Origin of the sequence: Rhodoblastus sp. (assembly GCF_052145335.1) — a bacterium.
Classification (GTDB): Bacteria; Pseudomonadota; Alphaproteobacteria; order Rhizobiales; family Beijerinckiaceae; genus Rhodoblastus.
Genome location: NZ_JBKQOU010000056.1, coordinates 1 through 23389, shown reverse-complemented (window position 1 = coordinate 23389; position 23389 = coordinate 1). Strand labels below are relative to the sequence as shown.

Annotated in this window: 20 protein-coding genes; 9 read left to right on the top strand and 11 right to left on the bottom strand. The window is 61.9% G+C overall.

Translation table 11 applies throughout. From position 1 onward, the window contains the following. Positions 1 to 540: 540 nt before the first annotated feature. Genes ACLP2E_RS03765 through map form a run of 3 tightly spaced genes read right to left on the bottom strand, consistent with a single transcriptional unit; the run spans position 541 to position 2869 of the window. Positions 541 to 1323 (bottom strand): alpha/beta fold hydrolase, encoded by a 783-nt coding sequence (locus tag ACLP2E_RS03765; RefSeq protein ID WP_442465191.1) that lies wholly within the window; start codon positions 1321 to 1323, stop codon positions 541 to 543. A 20-nt stretch (positions 1324 to 1343) separates the two neighbouring features. Then, positions 1344 to 2036, bottom strand: a complete 693-nt coding sequence (gene radC / locus ACLP2E_RS03760) for a RadC family protein (RefSeq protein WP_442464425.1) — start codon at positions 2034 to 2036, stop codon at positions 1344 to 1346. After that, positions 2033 to 2869, bottom strand: coding sequence for a type I methionyl aminopeptidase (gene map / locus ACLP2E_RS03755; protein ID WP_442464424.1), 837 nt, complete (start codon positions 2867 to 2869; stop codon positions 2033 to 2035). The genes radC and map overlap by 4 nt, the downstream gene beginning before the upstream one ends. Before the next feature lie 186 nt (positions 2870 to 3055). Here map and ACLP2E_RS03750 point away from each other — a divergent pair, with 186 nt between their 5' ends. Both ACLP2E_RS03750 and ACLP2E_RS03745 read left to right on the top strand, forming a co-directional pair. After that, the gene (locus tag ACLP2E_RS03750; protein ID WP_442464423.1) at positions 3056 to 3925 is read left to right on the top strand and encodes an FkbM family methyltransferase; all 870 of its coding nucleotides are present in this window, start codon (positions 3056 to 3058) and stop codon (positions 3923 to 3925) included. Further along, the gene (locus tag ACLP2E_RS03745; RefSeq protein ID WP_442464422.1) at positions 3922 to 4668 is read left to right on the top strand and encodes a competence/damage-inducible protein A; all 747 of its coding nucleotides are present in this window, start codon (positions 3922 to 3924) and stop codon (positions 4666 to 4668) included. Before ACLP2E_RS03750 ends, ACLP2E_RS03745 begins: the two co-directional genes overlap by 4 nt. A 35-nt stretch (positions 4669 to 4703) precedes the next feature. On the opposite strand, the gene ACLP2E_RS03740 is transcribed toward ACLP2E_RS03745, so the two are convergent. Continuing rightward, positions 4704 to 5465: an amino acid ABC transporter ATP-binding protein gene (locus ACLP2E_RS03740; RefSeq protein ID WP_442464421.1), complete on the bottom strand. Its 762-nt coding sequence runs from the start codon at positions 5463 to 5465 to the stop codon at positions 4704 to 4706. Positions 5466 to 5568: 103 nt separating this feature from the next. Here ACLP2E_RS03740 and ACLP2E_RS03735 point away from each other — a divergent pair, with 103 nt between their 5' ends. The 6 genes from ACLP2E_RS03735 to ACLP2E_RS03710 all read left to right on the top strand — a co-directional run bounded on the left by ACLP2E_RS03735 (position 5569) and on the right by ACLP2E_RS03710 (position 12648). Continuing rightward, positions 5569 to 6444: an aldose epimerase family protein gene (locus ACLP2E_RS03735; protein ID WP_442465190.1), complete on the top strand. Its 876-nt coding sequence runs from the start codon at positions 5569 to 5571 to the stop codon at positions 6442 to 6444. 22 nt (positions 6445 to 6466) lie between these two features. After that, positions 6467 to 7678 (top strand): MFS transporter, encoded by a 1212-nt coding sequence (locus ACLP2E_RS03730; protein WP_442464419.1) that lies wholly within the window; start codon positions 6467 to 6469, stop codon positions 7676 to 7678. Between the two features lie 51 nt (positions 7679 to 7729). Then, a complete protein-coding gene (locus tag ACLP2E_RS03725) occupies positions 7730 to 8653 on the top strand; it encodes a bifunctional 5,10-methylenetetrahydrofolate dehydrogenase/5,10-methenyltetrahydrofolate cyclohydrolase (RefSeq protein WP_442464418.1) in 924 nt (307 codons plus the stop codon). A 209-nt stretch (positions 8654 to 8862) separates the two neighbouring features. Beyond that, positions 8863 to 10500: an acyl-CoA synthetase gene (locus ACLP2E_RS03720; RefSeq protein WP_442464417.1), complete on the top strand. Its 1638-nt coding sequence runs from the start codon at positions 8863 to 8865 to the stop codon at positions 10498 to 10500. 35 nt (positions 10501 to 10535) lie between these two features. Beyond that, complete coding sequence (locus tag ACLP2E_RS03715; protein ID WP_442465189.1) at positions 10536 to 12323, top strand: acyl-CoA dehydrogenase; 1788 nt, start codon at positions 10536 to 10538, stop codon at positions 12321 to 12323. Between the two features lie 106 nt (positions 12324 to 12429). Next, a complete protein-coding gene (locus tag ACLP2E_RS03710) occupies positions 12430 to 12648 on the top strand; it encodes a DUF6489 family protein (RefSeq protein ID WP_442461441.1) in 219 nt (72 codons plus the stop codon). A 24-nt stretch (positions 12649 to 12672) separates the two neighbouring features. Here the strand turns inward: ACLP2E_RS03710 and ACLP2E_RS03705 are convergent, their stop codons facing one another. The 3 genes from ACLP2E_RS03705 to ACLP2E_RS03695 form a co-directional block, all read right to left on the bottom strand. Beyond that, on the bottom strand, positions 12673 to 13206 hold the full coding sequence (locus ACLP2E_RS03705; protein WP_442461442.1) for a GlcG/HbpS family heme-binding protein: 534 nt from the start codon (positions 13204 to 13206) through the stop codon (positions 12673 to 12675). Between the two features lie 39 nt (positions 13207 to 13245). Beyond that, positions 13246 to 14532 (bottom strand): M23 family metallopeptidase, encoded by a 1287-nt coding sequence (locus tag ACLP2E_RS03700; RefSeq protein ID WP_442465188.1) that lies wholly within the window; start codon positions 14530 to 14532, stop codon positions 13246 to 13248. A gap of 93 nt (positions 14533 to 14625) precedes the next feature. Next, on the bottom strand, positions 14626 to 15096 hold the full coding sequence (locus ACLP2E_RS03695) for a peroxiredoxin (protein ID WP_442461444.1): 471 nt from the start codon (positions 15094 to 15096) through the stop codon (positions 14626 to 14628). Positions 15097 to 15252: 156 nt separating this feature from the next. Here ACLP2E_RS03695 and ACLP2E_RS03690 point away from each other — a divergent pair, with 156 nt between their 5' ends. Further along, on the top strand, positions 15253 to 18690 hold the full coding sequence (locus ACLP2E_RS03690) for a hypothetical protein (RefSeq protein ID WP_442465187.1): 3438 nt from the start codon (positions 15253 to 15255) through the stop codon (positions 18688 to 18690). Positions 18691 to 18958: 268 nt separating this feature from the next. Here ACLP2E_RS03690 and ACLP2E_RS03685 read toward each other — a convergent pair whose 3' ends face one another. The 4 genes from ACLP2E_RS03685 to ACLP2E_RS03670 all read right to left on the bottom strand — a co-directional run. After that, a complete protein-coding gene (locus ACLP2E_RS03685; protein WP_442464244.1) occupies positions 18959 to 20476 on the bottom strand; it encodes a DEAD/DEAH box helicase in 1518 nt (505 codons plus the stop codon). Between the two features lie 240 nt (positions 20477 to 20716). Beyond that, positions 20717 to 20950, bottom strand: a complete 234-nt coding sequence (locus ACLP2E_RS03680) for a hypothetical protein (protein ID WP_442462350.1) — start codon at positions 20948 to 20950, stop codon at positions 20717 to 20719. A gap of 55 nt (positions 20951 to 21005) precedes the next feature. After that, entirely contained in the window at positions 21006 to 21548 is a 543-nt protein-coding gene (locus ACLP2E_RS03675; protein ID WP_442462351.1) for a cytochrome b, read from the bottom strand. A 17-nt stretch (positions 21549 to 21565) separates the two neighbouring features. Continuing rightward, the coding region (locus ACLP2E_RS03670) for a DNA topoisomerase IV subunit B (protein WP_442465186.1) at positions 21566 to 23389 on the bottom strand (1824 nt) is incomplete at its 5' end.

The following is a 23389-nucleotide window of genomic DNA, read 5'->3' as shown; positions in this document are numbered from 1 at the left end:
CTCCTCCCAGCGCGTCCGTGTCTTGCTGGAAATAATGGGCGGACAGGTTCCTATCAGTCTGCCGCTTGACGCCATACTCCCGGTAGAGCCGGATTTTAGCGCGGAGAATTGAGAGTTTTGCAATTTTGCCTGCGGCGCAGTTGCGGCTCGCGGCAGGGGAAAATCGCGCTCAGGTTGCATCGGTTTGCCGACTCTGCGCGGGTGGAAAAAATGTGAAAAAACACGCGATTATTTGATTATTTTGCACTAAAACACGTCGATTCCCCTCGTTTTCGAGTGATTTTGTCCGGTTTTCGCCATTGCAATCGTCAGGTTGTGCTCGCCGGCGGCGTGGCGCGAAGCATGCCTGGGCGCGCGCAAGACCTCGGCAAAATCATTATATTTCAAAGAGGAAGGCGCAATGGGGCAAAGCCGCGGCCATAAGTGTTTCACGTGGAACAAAAACGGAACATAATTTTCCGGCAAATTGCAGGTTGGCCGCGCCATTTTCACTTTTCATCGGCCATTCACTTTTTGCCGGTCGGGATGCGCAATGGCGTCCTAGGCCGCCAGAAAGCCAAGCACCGCATCCACAAACGCCGTTTCCGCCTCGACGCTGGAGAGATGCGCCGCCTTGAGGCTCACCAGCCTGGCGTCCTTCAGACTGTTTGCCAGATCGGCGCCGAGCGCCGGCGGCGTCGAGGCGTCGGATTCGCCGACGATCACCAGAGCAGGGCGGGGCGGGGCGGCGCGGATGGCGTCGCGCAGATCGGTGTCGCGCAGGGCCGAGCAGCAGGCGGCGTAGCCCTGCGGATCGCTGGCGAGCAGCATATCCATGATTTTTTTCGCGACGTCTGGATGGCTTTTGCGAAAATCCGCCGTCAGCCAGCGTTGCACAACGACGGGCGCCAGTTCGGCCATGCCTTTTTCGCGCGTCGAGCGAATGCGCGCGTTCCAGCCGGCGGGGCCGGGGAAATAAGGCGAAGTATTGGCCAGCACGACTTTCCCCAGCCGTTCGGGGGCGTGGATCATCAGCCATTGGCCAATGGCGCCGCCCATCGACTGGCCGAGAAAATGCGCCCGCGCAACATCAAATTCATCCATCATGCAGAGCACGTCGGCGCCGAGATCGGCCAACCGGTATGGGCCGTCGGGACGGTGCGATTGGCCGTGGCCGCGGGCGTCGTAACTGATGAGAAAAAATCGTTCGGCCAAGGCCGGCGTGATCGGATCCCAGAGGTGAAGATTGGCGCCAAGCGGATGGGCGAGGATCAGCGCCGGGAAGCGCTTATCCCCGGCGAGCGACACATTCAGCGAAATCCCGTCTGTCTTTACCTGGACCATGGCAAGAATCCGCCCAACCGTCAGAAAAGTTTCAACGCGCGCAGCGAGGAATGGCCGTTGCGGCCGATGATGAGATGGTCGTGCACGGTAATTCCGAGCGGCTTGGCCAGTGAAGCAATGTTCTGCGTCATGACGATGTCGGCGCTTGAAGGCGTGGGATCGCCCGAGGGATGATTGTGGACGAGGATGATGGCGCTGCAGTTCAGCTCCAGGGCGCGGCGGATGATTTCGCGCGGATAGACCGGAGTGTGGTCCACGGTGCCGCGCCCCTGCACCTCGTCGGCGAGCAGGCCGTTCTTCTTGTCGAGGAAAATCACCCGGAATTCCTCGGTGTCGAGGAAGGCCATCGCTCCCCGGCAATATTCCAGCACCTGCGCGAAGGCGCCCAGTGTCAGGCGCTTGCGCATGGTCTCCCTCGATAGAAGCCGCGCCGCCGCCTCGACTATTTTCAACTCGGTCACCGCCGCGTCGCCGATGAATTCAACTTCCTTGAGCCGTGCGGCGGGCGCGGCGACCACTTCGCCGAAAGAGCCGAAACGCTTCAGCAGCATTTTGGCGATCGGCTTGACGTCGCGTCGCGGAATGGCTCGAAACAGCAGCAACTCCAGCATTTCGTAGTCGGCCAGAGCCTCGGCGCCGCCTTGCAGGAATCTTTCGCGCAGCCGCTCGCGATGGCCGGCGTTCAGCGACTCCTGCGGCGCGTCGTCCTTCATCCGGCAAACCCGGCTCCATAAGGCGGGCAATGCAGACCACGCGGCGACAGGGTGAAGATCTCGGCGCCCGTCGCGGTCACGCCCAAGGCATGTTCGAACTGCGCCGACAGCGAGCGGTCGCGCGTCACCGCCGTCCAGCCGTCGGACAGGATTTTGACCTGCGGCTTGCCGAGATTGATCATAGGCTCGATGGTGAAGAACATGCCTTCCTTCAACACCACGCCTTGGCCCTTCTGGCCGTAATGCAGGATGTTAGGCTCGTCGTGGAACAATTTTCCCAGGCCATGGCCGCAGAATTCCCGCACCACCGAACAGCGCTCCGATTCCGCGTAAGTCTGGATGGCGTGGCCGATGTCGCCTGTGGTCGCGCCGGGTCTCACGACCGCAATGCCTCGCAAAAGAGATTCGTAAGTCACTTCGACCAGCCTTTGCGCCCGGCGCGGAACCTCGCCGATGAAATACATGCGGCTGGAATCGCCGTGCCAGCCGTCGACGATATAGGTCACGTCGATATTGACGATGTCGCCCTCGCGCAGCGGCTTCTCATCGGGAATGCCGTGGCAGACGACATGGTTGATCGAAGTGCAGATCGACTTGCGATAGCCACGGTAATCGAGCGGCGCGGGATAGGCGCCGTTATCCATGCCGAATTCATAGGCGAGCTTGTCGAGAGCGTCGGTAGTGACGCCGGGTTGCGCCGCTTCCGTCATCAGATCAAGCGCCTCGGCGGCGAGGCGCCCGGCCTTGCGCATCCCGACGAAAGCTTCGGCGCCATGCAGTCTGATCTGGCCGTTCTTTCGACCCGGCGCCGCTTCGGCTTCGATGAAGGTCATTGTTTTCCAGCTTCAATGTTGCGCTTTTTGGCGCCGATGGAAGAATTGGCCAGGTTGTGGAAAATCCGTCCGGCCGGATTCCCGCAACAAGCCTTTGTCTGCCAGATTTAGCCCAAACCGGGCGCCGCGCAAGAGATCAAGCGATAAAACTTGGCCGCCTCGGGCGCGGCTGGTAAAAGGCCATTCATGCGTGCGACCCCGGCCAACGATCTTTCTCCCTTCGGCGAACATCGGCCGCGCGGCGCGCTGCGCCGGCTGTTGCATTTCACACAGAACGCCGGGCTGCACTGGCTGGGTCAGCGCGCGGCGCTGCTGGTGCGCGGCGTCGGCCTGCGCCGCCTCAGCGCTCGCCCGGTCGATGTCACGGTAGAGACCCTGCGCGCCCGCATGCGGCTCTATCCCTATAACAACGCCTGCGAAAAGCGGTTGCTGTTCACGCCGCAACTGGCCGACCGCGAGGAGCGTCGCTTTCTCGCCGAGAAGATTACGGGGGAGATGAGTTTTCTCGATATTGGCGCCGGAGTCGGCGCGACCAGCCTTTTTGTGGCGCTTCGCGCCGGCCCGCGGGCGAAAATCCTGGCGGTCGAGCCGCAGCCGCTGCTTTATGAGCGTCTGGTCTATAATCTCCGGCAGAATCCCGCCGCGACGGTCAAGGCGCTGGACTGCGCCGTCGCCGACGCGGAAAGCGATGTCACGCTTTTCATCAACCCTTACGATCTTGCCGAATCCTCGATGCGCATCGTCAATGTCGAGGGCGGCGGCGACTCGGTGCGTGTTTCCGCACGCTCGCTGGCGACTTTGGTGCGGGAGGAGGGTTTCGAACGCGTGGACGCTATGAAGCTCGATGTAGAAGGCGCCGAGGATTTGGTTCTCGAACCTTATCTTTCCGCCGAGTCGGAAAAACTTTGGCCGCGTGTGCTGATCCTCGCCTATTCGCCTGGCAAATGGGACGTCGATCTTTGCGCCATGCTGGAAGATCGCGGCTATGTCCGCGTGCTGCGCACCCGCGTCTATGTCATGTATGAACGAGCTGAAGACGAAGGCGAAACCTCATGAGTGAAGATCGCGTCACCGCTGCCGTACTGGTCATCGGCGACGAAATCCTGTCCGGACGCACCAGGGATATCAACAGCGGCTACATCGCCCACTATCTCGCCCAGATCGGCATCGAAACGCGGGAAATGCGCGTCGTGCCCGATGAGGAGGAGGAAATAGTCGCGGCGGTCAACGCCTTGCGCACGCGCTACGATTATGTTTTTAGCACCGGCGGCATCGGCCCGACCCATGACGACATTACCGCCGACGGCGTCGCTAAGGCCTTTGGCGTCGCGCTAGCGGAAGACCCGCGCGCTATCGCGCTGCTGCTGGAACGGATCAAGCCCGAAGACCTCAACGAAGCGCGCCGGCGCATGGCGCGGATACCGGAGGGCGCCGAGCTGGTCGCCAATCCGATCTCCAAGGCGCCGGGGTTCTGGATCGGCAATGTCATCGTCATGGCCGGGGTGCCTTCGATCATGCAGGCCATGCTCGACGATGTGGCGCCGAAACTCGTCAAGGGCGCAAAAGTCCTGTCGGAAATCCTCGACACCCACGGCCTGCCGGAAGGTGCTTATGCCGACGGCCTCGGGGAACTGGCGAAATCCATGCCGGAAGTGTCGATAGGATCCTATCCGAAACTGTCGGAAGGCCGGTTCATGAACCAGATCGTCTTGCGTGCGAGAGATGCGGGCATTCTGGGTGCTGCGGTGGAAAAGGCGAAGGCAATGCTGGCGGAAGTTTCCGCGCGGCATAGGATGTGAATCAAGAGGATGGGAAGCGCAGCATTTATTTGTTTTCAATGCAATATCTGTTTGAGGAACGCCTTCGCCCGTTCGTGTTGCGGATTTGAGAAAAACGCTTCCGGCGCGTTCATCTCCACGATCTGGCCCTGATCCATGAAAATCACCCGGTCGGCGACCTGTCGGGCGAAGCCCATTTCATGGGTCACCACCATCATGGTCATGCCGTCGCTCGCCAGCGACTCCATGGTGTCCAGCACTTCCTTGACCATTTCCGGATCGAGCGCCGAGGTCGGCTCGTCGAACAGCATGATTTTCGGCTTCATGCAAAGCGCGCGTGCGATGGCGACGCGCTGCTGCTGGCCGCCGGAAAGCTGACTCGGAAACTTGTCGGCCTGTTCGGCTATGCGTACCCGTTGCAGAAGTTGCATCGCCAAAGCCTCAGCCTCCGCTTTAGGCGTATTCCGCGCCCAGATCGGGGCCAAGGTGCAGTTGTGCAGCACGCTCAAATGCGGAAAAAGATTGAAATGCTGGAACACCATGCCGACTTCTCGCCGCACTTCATCGATGCTCTTGAGATTGTCGGTCAGCTCCACGCCATCGACGATCAGTTTTCCGGCCTGATGTTCTTCCAGTCGGTTGATGCAGCGGATCAGGGTCGATTTGCCGGAGCCGGAAGGCCCGCAAAGCACGATCTTTTCCCCGGTCGTCACTTCAAGATTGACGTCGCGCAGGACATGGAATTCGCCATACCATTTGTTGACGCCGATCATGCGAATCGCCGGTTCATTTATCGATGCGGGCGAGGGAACGGTCATGGCGAGACTCCAGCGAGGCGATCGGCTTCATCCTATCGCAAAGGGTCTTGTGGCCAAATGATGATGGTCGGAATCGCGACCTCGCAAAGGCGTCAGGGCGGAAATGAGCGGAACCATCGAAATCTCTTCCGGCGACGCTATTGCGCGCATCGCTCGGCGCGGCGCCGAGCTGAAAAGCTGGTCCGTCGGTCGCCAGGAACTGATCTGGCCGGGCGACGCAAAGTTTTGGGCCGATTCGGCGCCGATCCTGTTTCCCGTCGTTGGCTGGACACACGACGGCATTGTCGTAGAGGGCGGGCGCTATCCCCTCGGTCTGCATGGTTTCGCCCGCGAGCAATATTTCGTCGTCGCCGAACAGGCGTCCGACCGCGTGGTTTTCCGCCTCGCCGCAAATCCAGCAACGCAGGCGCTCTATCCGTTCGAATTTACGCTTGAAGTTGAATATTCATTAAAAAATATACAGATAAGCATTATTCTTCGTGTGATCAATGAAGGAAGGAAAATCCTGCCTTTCGCTTGCGGACTGCATCCCGGTTTCGTCTGGCCCTTGCCCGGAGCCGAAGGGCCACATTTCGTACGCTTCAATGAGATGGAAAAGCCCGAGGTTCCTGTGATCGCTCCGGGCGGATTGTTTTCGACCAAAACCCGAAAAATCCCGCTGGAGGGACGCGAGCTGGCGCTGACCCCGGCGCTGTTCGAAGAGGCGCTGTGCTTTCTTGACGCGCGCAGCGACAGCGTCGATTTTTTCTGCCGCAATGCGGCGGACGGCGAAAAGCCCGTTCTGCGGATGGAGCTGGATGATTTCCCCCACATTGCCCTGTGGTCGCGGCCCGGCGCGCCCTTCCTCTGTCTGGAAGCCTGGACCGGCCACGGCGACCCCGAAAATTTCTCCGGCGACATTTTTGTAAAGCCTTCTATGCGTAGCCTGAATCCGGGCGAAAGAGCGTGTTGCGCCGCGAAATTTACGTGGAGCGCCTGACGCGCGGCTGTTAAACAACCGCATGACAAATTTCGCCGCTGACACGCGGAAAAATCTCGTCCTTTTCCTGCTCACGCGGGGACTGGGCGCCTTCGCCGCGCAGATGCTCGATGTCGCCATGGGCTGGCATGTCTATACGGCGACCGGCAGCGCCATGAGCCTCGGCCTGATCGGCCTGGCGCAATTCCTGCCGCTGCTGCTGCTGCTGCATTGGAGCGGCCGCGCCTCGGACCGTTACGACCGGAGGAAGATTTCCGCTTTCGCCGCCTTGGGGCAGGGGGGCGCATCGCTGGCGGTTTTCGCCGTCGCCGCCTTTTCCGCGCCGATCTGGTTGATTTATCCGGCCTTGTTCGCGCTCGGCTCGGCCCGCGCCTTTTCCGGCCCCGCCAATTCCTCGCTCCTGCCGGAAATCGTCGCGAAGGCTGAGTTTCCGCGCGCCATCGCCATGTCCGTCACCGTGTTTCAGGCCGCCACCATAGCCGGGCCGGCGCTCGGCGGCTTGCTGTTCGCCTTGATCGGCATAAAAGTGTTTTTCCTTTGCGCCGTGCTGGCGGCAAGCTCCGCGTTGATGGTTCTTGCGATCCGCCGCCCTGGCGCCGACGTCGCTCGGGAAGATCTCAACGCCGACGAAAAAAGCGCGCTGGCCGGGTTGCGCTATATCTGGTCGAACAAAGTGGTGCTCGGCGCGATTTCGCTGGATCTTTTCGCCGTGCTGCTCGGCGGCGTCACCGCGCTCTTGCCGATTTACGCGCATGACATTCTCCACGTCGGGCCGGCGGGCATGGGCGTCTTGCGCGCGGGTCCGGCTTTTGGAGCGATCGCGGTCAGCCTTCTTCTCACCGCCTTTCCACTGAGGCGGCGCGTCGGCCCGAAAATGTTCGCCTGCGTCGCCGGCTATGGCGTGGCGACCATCGTCTTCGCGCTGTCGACGAACTTCGCCTTGTCGCTGGCGGCGTTGGCGGCTTTGGGCGGTTGCGACGTCGTCAGCATGGTCGTGCGGCAGACCCTGGTGCAATTGGCGACGCCCAATGAAATGCGCGGCCGTGTCGCCGCGGTCAATTTCCTGTTCATCGGCGCGTCGAACCAGTTGGGCGAATTCGAATCCGGTTTCGCCGCCGCTTTGTTGGGGGCGGTGGGCGCGGCGCTGTTCGGTGGCGTCGGCACGCTGGTGGTCGTGGCGGTCTGGGCTGTTTTGTTCCCGCATTTGCGAAAGGCGGATGCGATCGGGGCTTAACAATCCCGAAAAGCTCTGCGAAAAGCGACGCAGAAACCTTGGGACGCGGCCATGACCTCGAACATTCTGAAATCTTCCGGCAAACAGGCGCTGCTGATCGACGGCAAGGTCGCTTCGGCCTCCGTGCTGGAGCGGGTCGCGCTCGAGGCCGGATCATTGGGCGTCAAGCCGGGACTCGCGGTGGTCCTGGTGGGCGAGGACCCGGCCAGCCAGGTCTATGTCAAGTCGAAGGGCAAGGCGGCCCATTCTTGCGGTTTCCACTCGGTGCAGCATGACCTGCCGGTCACCACTACCGAGGCCGAACTGATCGATCTGGTGCGCCGCCTCAACGACGATCCGGCCATCCACGGCATATTGGTGCAATTGCCGCTGCCGGCGGGGATCGATACGCAAAAAGTGCTTTTGACCGTCGCGCCGGAAAAGGATGTCGACGGCTTTCACCCGATCAATGTCGGCTTGCTGGCGACCGGCGCGATCAAGCGCGCTCTGGTTCCCTGTACTCCGGCCGGCGCCATGCTGCTGATCGAGGAGGCGACGAAATTTTTGCACCGCGATCTCGCTGGCGCGGAAGCGGTGATCGTCGGTCGCTCCAACATCGTCGGCAAGCCGATGGCGCAATTGCTGCTGGCGAAAAACGCCACCGTCACCATCGCCCATTCGCGCACCCGCGACCTGCCGTCCGTCGCGAGACGCGCGGACATTCTCGTCGCCGCCGTCGGTCGCCCCGAAATGATCCGCGGCGACTGGATCAAGCCCGGTGCGCTGGTGATCGACGTCGGCATCAATCGCATTCCCGCGGAAGGTCTGACCGCCTCCGGGCAGAAGAAAACCCGGCTGGTCGGCGATGTCGCCCTTGACGAGGCGCTCGCGGTCGCCGGGGCGATCACGCCGGTTCCGGGCGGCGTCGGCCCGATGACCATCGCCCTGCTGATGGCCAACACGCTGCGCGCTGCTAGGCTGGCGCAGGTTCTATAGAACCGCCGCCAGAACTTCGTCGATGAAAGGCTGTGCCGGCCGGCGGGGTCAACTGGCCTTAGGCTTAACGAAAACTGGCCGGAATACACCGCTCTGAGGCCTTCTTTGCCTTCTGGCTAGTTGGACGCTGTCGTCAAATTGTCTAAGAGTCTCCGCAACAGCGCGGGCGCCCAGGCTCGCGACTTGAAGCGCGAACAGGGGAAACAACCATGGGCAAAGCCTATCTTAACGGCCTCGACCAGAACGAAGCAAATTTCGCCGCTCTGACCCCCCTGAGCTTCATTTCAAGAGCCGCGGACGTGTTCCCGCACAAGCTCTCGATCATTTACGGCGATCAGCGCTTCACCTGGGCCCAGACCGCCGAGCGCTGCCGTCGCCTCGCCTCCGCCCTTCAGAAGCGCGGCATTGGCAAGGACGATACAGTGGCGGCGATGCTGCCCAACGTTCCAGCCATGCTGGAAGCGCATTTCGGCGTCCCAATGGCCGGCGCCGTGCTCAATACACTCAACACCAGGCTTGACGCCGAAGCCATCGCCTTCATGCTCGACCATGGCGAAGCGAAAATCCTGCTCACCGACCGGGAATTTTCGCGTGTCGTCGACAAGGCGCTGAAATTGATGGAGGGGCCGAAGCCGCTGGTCATCGATGTCGACGACCCGCTTTACGAAGGGGGCGGCCTGCTCGGCGAAATCAACTATGAAAGCCTGCTCGCCGAGGGCGATCCCGCTTTCGTCACACAGCCGCCGGCGGACGAATGGGACGCCATCGCGCTCAATTACACCTCAGGCACAACCGGCAACCCCAAGGGCGTGGTCTATCATCATCGGGGCGCCTACCTTAACGCCGTCAACAATATCGTAAGTTGGGGCATGCAGCCTCACGCGGTCTACTTGTGGACCCTGCCGATGTTCCACTGCAACGGCTGGTGCTTCCCCTGGACCATGGCGGCCAATGTAGGCGTCAACGTCTGCCTTCGCCGCATCGATCCCAAGCATATTTTCCAGCTGATCGCCGAGCACAAGATCAGCCATTTCTGCGGCGCCCCCATTGTCCACGGCATGTTGATCAATACCGATCCGGCCGACCACCCGCCGATCGACCATGCGGTCTCGGCGCTGATCGCCGGCGCCGCGCCGCCCGCCGCCATCATTGAGGGCATGGAGAAGCTAGGCGTCTCGATTACCCATGTCTATGGCCTCACCGAAACCTACGGCCCGGCCTCGGTCTGCGCCAAGCAGACAGAATGGGAGGCGCAGCCGCTGGAAAAGCGCGCCGAACTCAACGGGCGCCAGGGCGTGCGCTCGATGATGCAGGAGGCGATCGACGTCGTCGATCTCGTCGATTTCAAGCCCGTGCCGCACGACGGCGCGACCATGGGCGAGATCGTCTTTCGCGGCAACATCGTCATGAAGGGCTATCTCAAGAACGAGCGCGCGACGCAGGAAAGCTTCGCCGGCGGCTGGTTCCGGACCGGCGATCTCGCAGTGATCGAGCCCGATGGCTATATCAAGATCAAAGACCGCTCCAAGGACATCATCATTTCCGGCGGCGAAAACATTTCCTCGCTGGAAGTGGAAGACGTTCTCTACCGCCACAAGGACGTGCTGGCCGCGGCGGTGGTGGCTACGCCCGACGAAAAATGGGGCGAGGCGCCCTGCGCCTTCGTCGAGTTGCGCGAGGGAGCGGAGCCGACGCAGGAGGAGTTCCTTGATTTCTGCCGCGCCCATATGGCGCGGTTCAAGGTCCCAAAGAGGTTCATTTTCGGCCCCTTGCCAAAGACCTCCACTGGAAAGATCCAGAAATTCATCCTGCGCGAAAAAGCACGCTCTGCCGAAGCGATCGGCTAGTATCTGATGCAGAACGTTAAAAATCGGAGTCCGTCATGACCGCTTATTCCGCGCCGATCCGCGACATGCTTTTCACCCTGCGTTCGGTCGGCGATTTCGATCGTATTGCGGCGCTGCCCGGCAATGAGGACGTCTCGGACGATCTGGTCGAAGCTATTTTCGAGGAGGCGGGCAAATTCGCCGGCGACGTGCTGGCGCCCTTGAACCAACCGGGAGACGTCACCGGCTGCGTCTGCAAGGACGGGGTGGTGACGACGCCGGACGGCGTGAAGGCGGCTTTCGCCTCTTTCTGCGCATTCGGCTGGCACGCCATGCCGGCCAAGGCGGAATATGGTGGGCAGGGCATGCCCGCCCTGGTCTCGACGCCGGTTCTGGAAATGTGGAAGGCCTCGAACATGGCCTTCTCGCTATGCCAGATGCTTACCATCGGCGCCATTTCGGCCATCGACCATCACGGTTCGGAGGCGCAGAAGGCGCTCTACCTGCCGAAAATGGTCGCCGGAACCTGGACCGGGACGATGAACCTTACTGAACCGGGGGCCGGCTCCGATCTCGCCGCCGTGCGCACACGAGCCGTTCCCGAAGGCGACGTCTACCGCATCACCGGAACAAAAATCTTCATCACCTGGGGCGAGAACGACGTCGCGGAAAACATCGTTCACCTGGTCTTGGCGCGTCTGCCTGACGCTCCTCCCGGGGTGAAGGGCATTTCGCTGTTCATCGCACCGAAGTTCTTGGTCAATCCCGATGGCTCGCTCGGCGAGCGCAACGATCTCGTCTGCGCCTCCATCGAACACAAGCTCGGCATCCACGCCAGCCCGACGGCGGTGATGTCCTTTGGCGAAAAGGGTGGGGCGCTGGGATATCTGGTTGGCGAGGCCAATCGCGGGCTGGAATACATGTTCACCATGATGAACCACGCCCGACTCAATGTCGGGCTGGAGGGCGTGGCGATTTCCGAGCGCGCCTATCAGCAGGCCCGTAGTTACGCCTTCGAGCGCGTCCAGGGGCGCCCGATTGGCGAGGCCGTTGGCAAGCCCATCGCTTATCATCCCGACGTCAAGCGCATGCTGCTCGACATGAAATCGCGGGTCGAGGCGATGCGCGCCCTGGCCTATTATGCCGCAAGCCAGATGGACGTGGCCCACCTTTCCCCGGACGCGGCCGAGGCGAAAAAGGCGCAGGCGCGCGTCGATCTGCTGATCCCGGTGGTGAAGGGCTGGTGCACCGAAAACTCTATCGACATCGCATCGACCGGCGTGCAAGTCCACGGCGGCATGGGCTTCATTGAGGAAACCGGGGCGGCGCAGCATTTCCGCGACGCCCGCATCACCACGATCTACGAAGGCACCACCGCTATCCAAGCCAACGATCTGGTCGGGCGGAAAATCGCTCGCGACGGCGGCGCGGCCGCGCGCGACCTGATCGCCGAAATCGAGGTGACCATGGCAGCGAGCGCCGGGATTCCGGAAGTCGCGGCTCTGGCCAAGGCCTTGTCCGAACCTCTCGCGCATTTCGCAGATTCCGTCGAATGGATCGTAAAAAACAACCCGGCGGCGCCCGCGCGTACGGCGGCGGCGGCGGTCCCCATGCTGCATCTGGCCGGGATCGTCGTCGGTTTCTGGCTGCTGGTGAAACAGGCGTCCGTGGCGGCGCAAGGCTTGAGCGCGGGCGAGGGCGATCCTGCTTTTCTCAAGGGAAAGCTGGCCTATGCGCGCTTTTTCGCGACGCAGATCCTGCCCCGTACGCAGGCGCTGTTCCGCGCCATCACGCAAGGCTCCGAGGATGTGGAAAGCTTCGATCCGGCGCTGCTTGCCGGCTAAAGCCAAGGCCGTTAATCATTTCTTAAGAAACTTATCGCTTTTCGGCCCCGCGCGCCTATGATTTGCTGTGAAAACACGACTTTTCACAGTGCGCGGAGTCGATCCTATGAAAATTACAGTCGATATAGACTGCACACCGGCCGAGGCGCGCGCCTTCATGGGTCTTCCGGACTTCGAACCGATGCAGAAACGTGCGATGGAGGAGATCGAAAAGCGGATGATGGACTCCCTGGAGCGCTATTCTCCGGAAGCCCTGCTGAAAATGTGGATGACGCCAGGGTCCACCGATTGGCTCGGCGATCTTATGCGCCAGGGCCGTAAATGATTTTACGCAAGCAATTCTGCGCGGTTACTTGTTGATGACCGCCGCGCCGGTGAGGCAGGCGACCTCGTCCTGCGAACCGGTTCCTCCCGAGCAGCCGATGGCGCCGATCAGCTTGCCATCCTCGATCAAGGGAATGCCGCCGCGCGAAGCGATGAGGCCATCAAGCGTAGTGATATATTTGTAATCCGATTTTTGTAAGGAATCCTCAAAGGCTCGTGTGGGCCGGCGGAAGGTCGCCGCCGCCCGCGCCTTGTGTTCGGAGATGCTGATCGAGGCCAATTGCGCGCCATCCATCCGCGCAAAGGCGACGAGATTGGCGCCGGAATCGACCACCGCTATGTTCAGCGACCAGCCGCGTTTTTCCGCCTCGGCCGCTGCGGCGGCGATCGCGGCCTGCGCGCGCGCCAGCGAAATCGGCGCCCCATAGGGCGTGCTGAATGGCATTTTTTCCGGTATGGCGTCGAGCGGATAGGCCGGTGGGACTGGTTGCTGCGCGAAGCAGGAGCCGAGGGTGCAGGACACGGCTGCAAGGAAAGAACTTGTCCCGAGTTTGCACATGTGACCTCCCGCAAAAATGTGTTTTGACATTAACGCCGATCACAGCGCCGAGTTCAAGAGAAGTCCGGCCCTGAGATAGCGGCTGGGGTCGACGGCAACGCCGTCCGTCCGCACTTCGTAATGCAGATGGGGACCGGTAGAGCGTCCGGTCGAGCCGATTTCGCCCACCACGGCGCCGGCCTCAACCCACTGTCCTTCCTCGACCGCGATCTGCGACAAATGGCCGTAACGGGTGGCGAGGCCGGCGCCATGATCGATTTCGACGAGGTTGCCATAGCCGCCGCTGGGGCCGGCGAGGACGACACGGCCGGCGGCGGTGGCGCGGACCGGATCGCCGGTGTCGCCGCGCAGATCCATTCCGGAGTGCAGGGCCGGGCGGCCAAGGAAGGGATCGGTGCGAAAGCCGAAGCTCGAGGTCACGTCGAGCGGGCCGAACAGTGGTTGGCGCAGAGGTGCGTAGGACAGGGCGCCGCGGAGGCCGTCGATAGCGGCAAGGCTCTGGCTGACGCCTGCATAGGCGCGCTCGAAAGCGTCCGCGCCGACGGGCGCCGGCTCGAACGGCCCCCCTACGCCGGAGCCCGCTTTTCCCGGGCGCCGGCTGGCGGCGTGGCGCAGCAGTCGGTCGACTGGCAAGTTGGCTTCGTCGAAGGCGCGAAGCAGGCGCTCGGCTTTGGCGGCGAGGGGCGCGCGCAAATTTTCGAGGGCGGCGATCTGTCCCTGCTCGATGCTGTCGAAATTGCTCGCGAGATCGCGCAGTTTTCTCTCCGGCGTGATTGTATCGACGTTTTCGCTCAGGTCCTCGCCCGACGGGTCGAGAGGCTGGGGGCCGCGCAGGTCGAAGCCGGCCGGCGCCGGTTTGGCGATTTTAACGGCGAGAGCCGGTTTGGCGGCCGGCGGCGCAGGGACGTGGCGGACCGCGATGCTCGTCGCGGCGGGATCAAGTCTAGCCGCCTCGGCGGCAGGATATATCTGGGCTGCGAGGGCGCTCACCTGGGCAGTGTGTATTTCGAGCCGCGCCTGCCGCCCCGCCAGGTCCGCCACCCGCGCCTGAAGCGCGCGCCGGTCCTGTATTCTTTGCGACGCATCTACCTCGATCTGGGAGCGCAGTGCGCCAATGCGCTCCTCATAGGCCGCTTGCATCCGCGCTTGCCCCCGTATCAAGGATGCGAGCATGTCGTCGCGAAATATCGAATAGAATCCCACGCCCAGGCAGGAGACAAGAATCAGCGGAATGAAGCCGAACACGGCGACACCCAGCGCCGGATGCAGAGCCAGTTCGCGGCGGAAATTTCGATAAGTGAAATCAATCCTTATTCGAGAACGCACGGGCTCCGAATCTCTTGCGCGCATCTTCCATAATCCTCCGACGGAAGATTTACGCTGACATGGTTAATGTTTCGCCAAGAACGCAACCTGCGGTTACAATTGTCGCGCCGCTGCGAGCACTTCCTCGGCATGGCCGGGCACCTTGACCTTGCGCCAGGTGCGGGCGACGCGCCCATCGGCGCCAATCAGGAAGGTCGTGCGTTCGACGCCCATATACTTGCGGCCATACATGCTTTTCTCGACCCACACGCCATAGGCTTCGAGCATCTGTTTCGATTCGTCGGCGAGGAGCGGGAAAGAAAGCTCGTATTTTTGGCGGAACTTGTCGTGTTTCTTCACCGGATCAGGCGAGGCGCCGACAATGGCGGTCCCGGCCGCGGCGAAATCGCCCGTGAGGCCGTTGAAGGCGATGGCTTCGGCTGTGCAGCCGGAAGTATCGTCCTTCGGATAGAAATAGAGTACGAGCTTCTTCCCCTTGAAATCGGCGAGCGTCAGGAAGCCTTCGCCGTCGCGGGGCAGCTTGAAATCCGGGGCGGCATCGCCCGCTTGCAATGTGTCGGCCATCGGCCTTCCTTTCGTCGCAAATGCAAGGCATTCGAGCGACTTCATTGCGTCGCCCGCCAGCTTGAGCCAGAACCCTGCGGCAGCCTACAATAAACGTCGATTCGCCGGGCTCCGCAAAGCGCCAAATATTTTTCAACTGAGAGGAAAGCGGACCCCTTGGCCGAAACGCCCGACCCAGAACCTGAAGTTCAGCCGCTGCGTTGCAGGCGGCGGCGCTGGCGAGCGCATCACGCCGCTGGCGCCGGCTTGTCGCTGTTGCTGTTGGCGCTGATTTGCGGCATGGGCCTGTCCGTCGCGGTTTTGGCCATCGGAAAGCTCAATCTCGACACCCTCAAGCCGTTCCTGACCTCGGCGCTGCAACAGAAACTTGGACCGGCCTATCGCCTGGAAATCGGTGGCATGGCTATCGAGCGCCAGGATCATGGGCTGGCGCTGGCCCTCAACGGTTTCAATGTCAGCCGCACCGACGGGCGACGGATCTTAACCGCGCCGAAAGCCGACCTGATCTTCGATCCTTTGTCGCTACTGACCGGAAGCATCAAGCCGTCGCGCGTGGAACTGGAGGATGTTCACGTCGAACTGCTGATCCGGCCCGACGGAGGCATCGATATCAATGCTGGCGACGAAACGGCCTCCGAAGCGACGCCGTCGGAAAAACCTTTCGCTCCGCCCGACCAGACCTCGATGCCGCCGCCGGCCTCCGCTCCAACTCCGCCGCCCCGTGCAAAGGTCATGCGGCAAGCGGGGGAAGCAATCAATGCCATTTTTGACGTCGCAGCCGGCGGCGACAGCCCGATCGCCATGCTCGATCATTTCGGCGTAAGGCGGGGCCGGCTCATCTTCGACGATCTGGCGGCGGGCCAGATGCGCAGTTTCGACGATTTAGAATTTTCGCTCGATCGCAAGCGTCTATCCGGGCGAGGAATAGCCCAGGTCGCGATTGCCGCGCGAGGGCCGAGCGGCCGCTGGAGCGTGAAGGGCGCCGCTCGGGGCTCGCGGGGCGAGCCCCATGACCTGTCCTTCGAGGCCAGCGGCTTTTCCATCGACGAAATCGCGCTGCTCGCTGGGAAAACCTCGCTGCCGGTCGATTCCGACATTCCTCTGTCGCTCAAGGCCGAGGCCTCCTTCGCCGCCGGCGGCCATGTCATCGAAGCCAACGCCCGGGTGGCGCTGGGTGAAGGTTTCTGGCGCTTCGACGACCCGGATTTTCCGCCGGTTTTTCTCGACGAGCTTTTCGCCGCAGCCCATTGGGACGGCGCCAATCATCGCGCCGTGATCGAACAGGCGCAGATTTTCTCCGGTCCGACGCGTTTCTTCCTCTATGGCTCGATCACGCCCCCAGCGAGCGACGCCGCCGCCTGGAGCCTCGCCTTCAAGGCCACCGAGCCGGGAATCATCGGCCCGGACCGCGCTGGCGAGAAGCCGGTGACGATTTCCTCCTTTCACGGCGAATTGAATCTCGATTTGCCCAACAAGATATTGAATGTTGCGCGGATCGAGGCGAGCGGGCCGGAAGTTTCGGTCGCCATGCAGGGATCGATCGACTGGGTCGAGGGCGCACATGTGCGGCTGGGAATTGCAGCCGGCAAGATGACGGCGGCCGGAGTGCTGGCGGTCTGGCCCAATGCCGCCGGGGCGCCGGTGCGCGGCTGGGTCGGCGATCATTTGCTCGGGGGGACCTTGGAAAGCGCCCGCATGGCGATCGATCTCGACGATCTCGATCTTCGCATGATGCGGGCGCAACATGCGCCGATGGATGACCGCATCGCCATCGATTATGCGTTCAATGACGCCAATTTCACCTTCCTCAACGACGCGCCGCCAATCCTCGGCCTTAACGGGCAGGGCCATTCGACCGGCCGCGCCTCGCGCATTACTGGAAGCGGCGCGGGCATTGAGGCGGAGCCCGGGCGGCGGATCGACCTGTCGGACGGCGTGTTTTCCATGCCCGATCTCGAAACCAAACCCAATGCCTTGAGCGTTTCCGCGCGGGGCAGGGGATCGTTGGAGGCGCTCGGCGAATTGCTGGCCAAGCCAGGTTTCGCCAAGGTGGCCAGCCTGCCGCTCGATCCGAAAACCACCAGGGGGCTGTTCGACGCCAATTTCACCTATCGCACCAAGCTGACGCACGTTTATGACCCGTCGCTCGCGAGTCTCGACGTTAACGGAAAAGTCGAGAATTTCTCTGCGGAACATCTGGTCGGCAAGGAAAAGCTCGAACAGGCTACGCTCGCCGTCAGCCTCGAAGGCGGCGTCACCCGCGTCACCGGCACGGGCAAGCTTTTCGGCGCGCCGGCGACGCTTGAGATGAACCGCAAGGGCTCGGAGCCGCCGGTGGGCAATATCGTCTTCAGTCTCGACGAGGCGGGACGCGCGAAGGCGGGACTGAATTTCGGCGCCTCTATCACCGGGCCGGTGGCGGTGAAGGTCTTTGGTGAGGTGGGGCAGGTACCCCCCCAAGCACAGGTCGAACTCGATCTTTCCCGCGCCGGCCTGATCTATCCTGTACCGGGCCTCTACAAGCCGGCAGGGCGTCCAGGCAAGGCGACATTCGCCTATCGCGAGGATGATCGCGGCGGCGCATTTCTCGACCAGATTGTGTTCGAAGGCTCCGGCCCTTCCGCGCGTGGCTCGATGCAACTTTCGCCCGAAGGCACGGTGACCGCGGCCAAATTCCCGCAGATCAAGTTTTCGCCCGGCGACAATCTCGAAGTCGAAGCCTCCAGAACCGCCGACATCTTGAAAATCAACGCGCGGGGAGCGGCGATCGACGCGCGGCCTTTTCTCAAGAACCTGTCGGCGAACGCTGGTGGTGATTCGAGCGATTTCGACCTGACCCTGAACGCCACTTTAATGTCGGGCGCGAATCGCCAGATCGTGTCCAACGCCGATCTGAGGGTCGTACGGAAATCCGGCCAATACCAGACGCTGAACATGGCCGGCAAGCTCGGCGGCGATTCCCTGCAAGCTACTCTTAGCCGCCCCGACGCAGGGCCGCCTCTGCTGCGCGTCGCCAGTTCCGACGCCGGCGCCCTGCTTGGCTTTATTGACATCTACAGTCACATGGACGGCGGAAAACTGAACTCTGCCCTGCGACTTTCCGATGGCGGCGGCCTATCCGGAACACTGGAAATCGAGAAATTCGTACTGCGCGGCGAGCCGGCTATGCGGAGTTTCATCACCTCGCCCAATGCCGAACCGATCACCTCCAAGGTCAAGATCGATCCGAACTCCGTCGCCTTCTCCCGCCTATACGCCATGCTCGACAAGAAAAACGGCCGCTTGACCATCCAGGACGGCACGATTTCCAGCCCTTCGATAGGCTCGACGCTCGAAGGCTGGGTCGATTTCGACCGCGACGCCCTTGATCTTACCGGCGTATTCGTTCCGGCATATGGGGTGAACAACCTGTTCGGCCAGTTGCCAGTGATCGGCATTCTCGCCGGCGGCTCGCAGGAAGGGCTCATCGGCTTGAATTATCGCGTCGCCGGGAAAATCACAGCGCCAGTGCTGACGGTCAATCCGCTATCAGCCATAGCGCCAGGTTTTCTGCGCAAGATTTTCGGCGTGCTGCCGCCGTTTGGACCGCTGTGAAGAAAAGCTGACGAAAGCTTTAATTCAATTTTATTGCCGGCCACGCTGTGTCAAAACAGCCATCGGGTTTTGCTGGTCCAGCGCCTCTGTTATCGACAGGTGATTTTCGATGCAGACGGGAGCCGATACCGAAGAAGAAGTCCATCGCCTTTCTTTTGGCCGCGCCTTTTCCGAACTTGGCCAGCCCTGTCGCTGGGACGAGGCGCTATATGTCGACATCCTGCACTGACCAACGGTAAGGTCGTTGGAATTGCAGGTCTGGAGCAGCTCATTCGGCCGGCTTGGCGCCCTTGATCCGCACCGGGCGGAGCAGGAAAGACGGAACGTGGTCGCCGAGGCCAATCACCGGCGGATCATCGTCCACTTTTTGCCCGCCGCGACGCGACCTTTGCGCGTCGCGCGAAAAATCCCGGCCATCGCGGCCGCCGTTACGCGGCTGCCGCGCCTCCGCCTCGACGACGGGTTGCGAACGTTCGGCGCGTTCAGGACGCTCAACACGCTCCGGCCGCTCGGCCCGTTCGGGACGCTCCGCCGCGCGCTCAGGACGCGGTCCCCGTGTTGCAGGCGGGCGTCCGCCGCGCCGCGAGGATGGGCCCGAGCGATCGCCGTGACGCGAGCTGCGTTCGCGGTCGCGCTCGGTATATTGCGGTTCGGTCAGGTCTTCCAACCGGGGGCCGAGCCAATCGATCTTGCGCTTGATCAGATCCTCGATCTGCGAAACATATTTGCCGTCTTCGCGGGTGACGATCGTGAACGAGGCGCCGGAGCGCCCGGCGCGGCCCGTGCGGCCGATGCGATGGACGTAATCCTCCGAATGGGTCGGCACGTCGAAATTGAAGACATGGCTGACGTCGGGGATGTCGAGGCCGCGCGCCGCGACATCGGAACAGACCAATATGTCCACCGCGCCGTTCTTGAAGGCGTCGAGCGAGGCCATGCGGGCGCTCTGATCCATGTCGCCGTGCAGGCAACCAACTGGAAAACCATGTTTTTCAAGGCTCTTGTGAACAATGGCGACGTCGCGCTTGCGGTTGCAGAAGACGATGGCGTTCTTCAAGCCCTCGGCGTCGCGCAAAAGCCGGCGAAGAGTCTCGCGTTTGTCGCCGCCGCCATGCGAGGCTACCAACGACTGGACGATGGTCTCTGCGGTGGTGGCGGCGCGGGCGACTTCGACCCGGGCGGGATTATGCAGGAATTGCTCGGTCAGCCGAGTGATTTCCGGTGGCATGGTCGCCGAGAAGAACAGGGTCTGCCGGGTGAAGGGCACCATTTTGCAGATTTTCTCGATATCCGGGATGAATCCCATGTCGAGCATGCGGTCGGCCTCGTCGATGACGAGAATCTCGATGCCGCTGAGAAGCAGCTTGCCGCGTTCAAAGAAGTCGAGCAGACGGCCTGGCGTGGCGATCAGCACGTCGGCTCCACGCATGATCTTTGTTTCCTGGTCCGCGAAGGAGACGCCGCCGATTAATAGGGCAACGTTCAGTTTGTGCTGCGATCCATATTTGACGAAAGCTTCCTCGACCTGCGCCGCAAGTTCGCGCGTCGGCTCCAGGATCAGCGTGCGTGGCACGCGGGCGCGGGCGCGACCCTGTTCCAACTGACACAGCATGGGAAGGACGAAGGCGGCGGTCTTGCCGGTGCCGGTCTGGGCTATCCCCAGGATATCGCGGCCGGTGAGGGCGAAAGGAATGGCCTGCGCCTGAATGGGCGTCGGGGTGGTGTAGCCTGAGGCTTCGACGGCGCGCAGCACTTTTTCGCTGAGGCCGAGTTCGGTAAATTGCATTAAATGTCCCAATAGCGGGTTTGATGAAAGCGGCTTGAACTTCGGATCGCGTCTGGCGGAAGCATGAACGGTTGCCGGCCGCGTGAAACGGCGGCCAAATCCACCCCCCGCATCGAAATCGACTGATTCCGATTCGATCAATACGCCGTTCAAGCACGGCGGGCGCGCGCGAATCCCAAGACGCCGCGCGGACCATCAGGCCAAGCGGAATCGATGTCAATGAAATTCTGAAAGAAATGCTTAATTCTGGCCGCAGGGATTAACCGCGACCGACGACGCGCGGGGCGAAATCGTCGCCGTGGCGGTGTGGTCGACGGCCATATGCTTTTCCGCGCTGGCCCAGGACATTTTGGGGAGTTCGCCGTTTTGCGCCATTTGGTCCATGCCATGCGCGCCGAGCACGCAGACCAGGGTGACGAGCGCGCAAAACAACGCCAAACGGTCGAGAGCGGGCGAAGATGAAAAACCTGACATGGGACCGCTCCGGAAGTGATGCGATCCCTTGTCCTATATCGCGGTAAAAAGAGCGTTAGCGCAACCGCATCCGCGCCAGAAGGTCGTCGCGCAGCACGAACTGGTGATAGAGCGCGACGAGGACATGGAGGACGACCAAGGCGATCAGGATATTGGCCAGCAAGCCATGGATTTCAGTGATCTGATGGGCGATGTCGCGGTCGGCTTCGAGCGGCGAGGGAATTTGTAGCACGCCGAAATCGAGCGGTTTTCCGCGGCGGAAAAAAGCGCCCAGCCCGAGCAGCGGGATGAAAACCATCAAAAGATAGAGCAGACCGTGACCGGCGGCGGCGGCTCTACGAAACCACGGCCCCATGCTGTCCGGATAGGGCGGGGCTTTATGTGTCGTCCGCCAGAACAGCCGCAGCGCCACAAGAGCCAGCAGCGCCAGGCCAAAGACCGCGTGAAGGTTGATGATGAAGGGGCGCACCGGCTTGTCGAACAGATCGACGGTCAGCCCGACGGCATAGAGACCGAAAATCATCACGGCGAGTAGCCAGTGCAGAACGATCTGCGTTCGGTCGTAGCTTCGCGGCGCGGCGTCGACGGAAGAATTCATTCTGTTCTCCTGAAATTTCAAAGATCGACCAGATCTGCGGCGGCCGCGAAGGCGGCGCGTTCCTGCAGGAACGCGAAACGCGCCTCAGGCTTGGTCCCCATCAGCCTTTCGACGGAATCCGCGGTTTCCTCACGATCTTCTTCGACGATACCGACTTTCAACAGGGTGCGCTTGCCCGGCTGCATGGTGGTCTCCTTCAGCTGCGCCGGCATCATTTCTCCCAGCCCCTTGAAGCGGCTGATATCGACCTTGCCACGTCCCGAAAACATCGTGCGCAACAGTTCGTCGCGATGGACCTCGTCGCGCGCATAGGCGGTCTTGGCCCCCTGCGTCAGTTTGAACAGCGGCGGCACTGCGAGATAAAGGTGGCCCTGGTCGATCAGCTTGGGCATCTGCCGATAGAAGAACGTGATCAGCAGCGAGGCGATATGGGCGCCGTCGACGTCGGCGTCGGTCATGATAATGATCTTGTCGTAGCGCAGGTCTTCAGCGCGGTATTGGGCGCCGACGCCCACTCCCAACGCCTGGATCAGGTCGCCGAGCTGCTGGTTACCGGCGAGTTTTTCGCGCGTTGCGCTGGCGACGTTCAGGATCTTGCCTCGCAAAGGCAGGATGGCCTGGCTGGCGCGGTCGCGCGCCTGTTTCGCCGAGCCGCCCGCTGAATCGCCTTCGACGATAAATAATTCAGAGCCTTGCGATGAATTATTGGTGCAGTCCGCGAGCTTGCCGGGTAGGCGCAGTTTGCGCGTCGCGCTTTTGCGGGCCACATCTTTTTCGGCGCGGCGGCGCAGGCGCTCCTCGGCGCGTTCGACCGCCCAGTCGAGCAGGCGGCTGGCCTGGGCTGGCGAGCCGGCAAGCCAATGGTCGAAGGCGTCGCGTATGGTGCTTTCGACGATCCGTGAGGCCTCGAGGCTCATCAGCCGGCTCTTGTTCTGACCCTGGAATTCCGGTTCGCGGATGAACACCGAAATCAGCGCGGCGCAGCCGTTCATGATGTCGTCGGTGGTGACGGCGCTCGCGCGTTTGCCCTGGCCGATGCGCTCGGCGTGGTCTTTCAGCGCTCGCAACAGCGCCAGCCGCAGGCCGGATTCATGGGTTCCTCCATCCTGCGTCGGGATGGTGTTGCAATAGGAATGGACGAAACCGTCGTCCTGCGCCAGCCAGGTGACTGCCCATTCCAATGAGCCGTGCCGTTCGGCTTTTTCCACTCTTCCGGTGAAAAACGGCTCGGCTACCAGCTCCTTGCCCTCGATGTCGGCGGCGAGATAGTCTTTCAGCCCGCCGGGGAAATGAAACACCGCCTCGGCCGGGGTCTTTCCGGCGGAGTCGAGCCAGTTTTGCGCGCATTTCCAGCGGATTTCGACGCCGCCGAACAGATAGGCTTTTGCACGCGCCATCTTGAACAGGCGGGCGGGACTGAAGCGGGCGTTTTCTTTAAAGATTTGAGGATCGGCCTTGAAACGCACCCTGGTACCGCGCCGATTGGTGACGCGCCCCACCGTTTCCAGCTTCCCGAGCGGGGCGCCGCGTTCGAAAACCTGGCGATAAAGGGTTTGAGCCCGCGCGACCTCGACTTCCAACCGTTCCGACAGCGCATTGACAACCGAGACGCCGACGCCATGCAGTCCGCCGGAAGTCTGGTAGGCGCCTGAATCGAATTTGCCGCCGGAGTGAAGCGTCGTCATGATCACTTCCAGCGCGGACTTTTTCGGGAATTTGGGGTGTGGATCGACCGGAATGCCACGTCCGTTGTCGGTCACGCAGAGAAAGCCGTCCTCGTCCAGAGCCACGTCGATGCGGGTGGCATGTCCAGCGACCGCCTCGTCCATGGCATTGTCGAG

Coding starts and splice junctions, on each gene's coding strand:
- ACLP2E_RS03740 (WP_442464421.1), bottom strand. CDS start 5,465: ATGACCGTTCCCTCGCCCGCATCGATAAATGAACCGGCGATTCGCATG.
- ACLP2E_RS03705 (WP_442461442.1), bottom strand. CDS start 13,206: ATGTGCAAACTCGGGACAAGTTCTTTCCTTGCAGCCGTGTCCTGCACC.
- ACLP2E_RS03675 (WP_442462351.1), bottom strand. CDS start 21,548: ATGAATTCTTCCGTCGACGCCGCGCCGCGAAGCTACGACCGAACGCAG.
- ACLP2E_RS03695 (WP_442461444.1), bottom strand. CDS start 15,096: ATGGCCGACACATTGCAAGCGGGCGATGCCGCCCCGGATTTCAAGCTG.
- radC (WP_442464425.1), bottom strand. CDS start 2,036: ATGAAGGACGACGCGCCGCAGGAGTCGCTGAACGCCGGCCATCGCGAG.
- ACLP2E_RS03750 (WP_442464423.1), top strand. CDS start 3,056: ATGCGTGCGACCCCGGCCAACGATCTTTCTCCCTTCGGCGAACATCGG.
- ACLP2E_RS03745 (WP_442464422.1), top strand. CDS start 3,922: ATGAGTGAAGATCGCGTCACCGCTGCCGTACTGGTCATCGGCGACGAA.
- ACLP2E_RS03765 (WP_442465191.1), bottom strand. CDS start 1,323: ATGGTCCAGGTAAAGACAGACGGGATTTCGCTGAATGTGTCGCTCGCC.
- map (WP_442464424.1), bottom strand. CDS start 2,869: ATGACCTTCATCGAAGCCGAAGCGGCGCCGGGTCGAAAGAACGGCCAG.
- ACLP2E_RS03735 (WP_442465190.1), top strand. CDS start 5,569: ATGAGCGGAACCATCGAAATCTCTTCCGGCGACGCTATTGCGCGCATC.
- ACLP2E_RS03710 (WP_442461441.1), top strand. CDS start 12,430: ATGAAAATTACAGTCGATATAGACTGCACACCGGCCGAGGCGCGCGCC.
- ACLP2E_RS03730 (WP_442464419.1), top strand. CDS start 6,467: ATGACAAATTTCGCCGCTGACACGCGGAAAAATCTCGTCCTTTTCCTG.
- ACLP2E_RS03715 (WP_442465189.1), top strand. CDS start 10,536: ATGACCGCTTATTCCGCGCCGATCCGCGACATGCTTTTCACCCTGCGT.
- ACLP2E_RS03725 (WP_442464418.1), top strand. CDS start 7,730: ATGACCTCGAACATTCTGAAATCTTCCGGCAAACAGGCGCTGCTGATC.
- ACLP2E_RS03720 (WP_442464417.1), top strand. CDS start 8,863: ATGGGCAAAGCCTATCTTAACGGCCTCGACCAGAACGAAGCAAATTTC.
- ACLP2E_RS03685 (WP_442464244.1), bottom strand. CDS start 20,476: ATGCAATTTACCGAACTCGGCCTCAGCGAAAAAGTGCTGCGCGCCGTC.
- ACLP2E_RS03680 (WP_442462350.1), bottom strand. CDS start 20,950: ATGTCAGGTTTTTCATCTTCGCCCGCTCTCGACCGTTTGGCGTTGTTT.